Genomic DNA, 1,506 nt, shown 5'->3' with positions numbered 1-1,506 from the left:
GCCCAGCGAGGTCATGACGTGCTTGATCCGGGTGTAGTCCTCGAACCCGTACGCGGACAGGTCCTTGCCGTAGCCGGACTTCTTGAAGCCGCCGTGCGGCATCTCGGCGACCAGCGGGATGTGGGTGTTGATCCAGACGCAGCCGAAGTCCAGGGCCCTGGACATCCGCATCGCCCGCGCGTGGTCCTTGGTCCATACCGAGGACGCCAGCGCGTACTCCACGCCGTTGGCGTAGGAGACGGCCTGGGCCTCGTCGGTGAAGGACTGGACGGTGATGACCGGGCCGAAGACCTCCTGCTGGATGATCTCGTCCTGCTGCTTGAGCCCGGAGACGACGGTGGGGGCGTAGAAGAAGCCCTTCTCGCCGACGCGGTGGCCGCCCGCCTCGACCTTGGCGTGTGCGGGCAGCCGGTCGATGAAGCCGCTGACCTGCGCGAGCTGGTGGGCGTTGTTGAGCGGGCCGTAGAGGACGTCCTCGTCGTCGGCGGCGCCGGTCTTGGTGTCGGCGGCGGCCTTGGCCAGGGCGGCCACGAACTCGTCGTGGATCGAGGCGTGGACCAGCACGCGGGTGGCCGCCGTACAGTCCTGGCCGGCGTTGAAGAAGCCCGCGACCGCAATGTCCTCGACGGCCTTGGGGATGTCGGTGTCCTCGAAGACCACGACCGGCGCCTTGCCGCCGAGCTCCAGGTGGACCCGCTTGATGTCCTTCGACGCGCTCTCGGCGACCTGCATACCGGCCCGCACCGAGCCGGTGATGGAGGCCATGGCGGGCACGGAGTGCTCGACCATCAGCCGGCCGGTCTCGCGGTCGCCGCAGATGACGTTGAAGACGCCCCGGGGGTGGCCCAGCTCCGTCAGCACCCCGCCGATGATCTCGGCGATCAGCACGGTGGAGGCGGGGGTGGTGTCGGAGGGCTTGAGGACGACGGTGTTGCCCGCCGCCAGAGCGGGGGCGAACTTCCACACGGCCATCATCATCGGGTAGTTCCACGGCGCGACCTGCGCGCACACCCCGATCGGCTCACGCCTGACGATCGAGGTCAGCCCGTCCATGTACTCACCCGCCGAGCGTCCCTCCAGCATCCGCGCCGCGCCGGCGAAGAAGCGGATCTGGTCGATCATGGGCGGGATCTCCTCGCTCGCGGTGAGCGCGAGGGGCTTGCCGGTGTTCTCGGACTCGACGGCCACCAGTTCCTCGGCCCGTGCCTCGAAGGCGTCGGCGATCTTGAGGAGTGCCTTCTGGCGCTCGCCCGGGACCAGGTCGCGCCAGGTGGGGAAGGCGGCCGCGGCGGCGGCCATGGCGGCGTCCACGTCCGCCGGGCCGGAGAGCGGCGCGGTGGCGTACGGCTCGCCCGTGGCGGGGTTGACCACCTCCGTGGTCCGCCCGTCCGCGGCGTCCCGGAATTCCCCGTCGATGTAGTTGCGCAGACGACGCAGTTCGGTGGTCACGTGCCACCCCTCCCTGTCAGGTGTCCGATGGGTGAGACACCCACAGTAGTCCGCTGG

1 protein-coding gene is annotated in these 1,506 nt (G+C 69.8%); it reads right to left on the bottom strand.

What is annotated here, in order from left to right; all coding sequences use genetic code 11:
* Positions 1–1,449, bottom strand: a 1,449-nt coding sequence (locus tag ACFV2X_RS55595) for a gamma-aminobutyraldehyde dehydrogenase (RefSeq protein WP_385631982.1), incomplete at its 3' end; no start/stop codon positions are given.
* Positions 1,450–1,506 lie beyond the last annotated feature (57 nt).

Source organism: Streptomyces sp. NPDC059679, assembly GCF_042734105.1.
Lineage (GTDB): Bacteria > Actinomycetota > Actinomycetes > Streptomycetales > Streptomycetaceae > Streptomyces.
The sequence above is the reverse complement of the archived record's forward strand: the minus strand, read 5'-3'. Positions and strand labels throughout refer to the sequence as shown.